The sequence below is a fragment of the Phyllobacterium pellucidum genome, from assembly GCF_013327855.1.
Lineage (GTDB): Bacteria > Pseudomonadota > Alphaproteobacteria > Rhizobiales > Rhizobiaceae > Phyllobacterium > Phyllobacterium pellucidum.
In genome coordinates, this window is record NZ_JABUMX010000016.1 from 1 (window position 1) to 587 (window position 587).

The window sequence follows — 587 nt, forward strand, 5'->3', positions numbered from 1 at the left end:
GAACTCGAAGTGCGCGAGCTTCTGTCGAAGTACGACTTCCCGGGCGACGACATTCCGATCGTCAAGGGTTCGGCGCTTGCCGCGCTTGAAGACAGCAACAAGGAAATCGGCGAAGACGCGGTTCGCGCGCTGATGGCGGAAGTCGACAAGTACATTCCGACGCCGGAGCGTCCGATCGACCAGCCGTTCCTGATGCCGATCGAAGACGTGTTCTCGATCTCGGGCCGCGGCACGGTTGTGACGGGCCGCGTCGAGCGCGGTATCGTCAAGGTTGGCGAGGAAGTCGAGATCATCGGCATCCGTCCGACCTCGAAGACGACGGTGACGGGCGTTGAAATGTTCCGCAAGCTGCTCGACCAGGGCCAGGCCGGCGACAACATCGGTGCACTGATCCGCGGCGTTGGCCGTGAGGACGTCGAGCGCGGCCAGATTCTGGCCAAGCCCGGTTCCGTGAAGCCGCACACCAAGTTCAAGGCGGAAGCCTATATCCTGACCAAGGACGAAGGTGGCCGTCATACGCCGTTCTTCTCCAACTACCGTCCGCAGTTCTACTTCCGCACGACCGACGTGACGGGTGTTGTGACGCT

The 587-nt window shown here is 62.0% G+C and carries 1 protein-coding gene; it reads left to right on the top strand.

Features of this window, described 5'->3' with window-relative positions; genetic code table 11:
- The coding region (locus tag HQ945_RS22670) for an EF-Tu/IF-2/RF-3 family GTPase (RefSeq protein WP_246272771.1) at window positions 1-587 on the top strand (587 nt) is incomplete at both ends.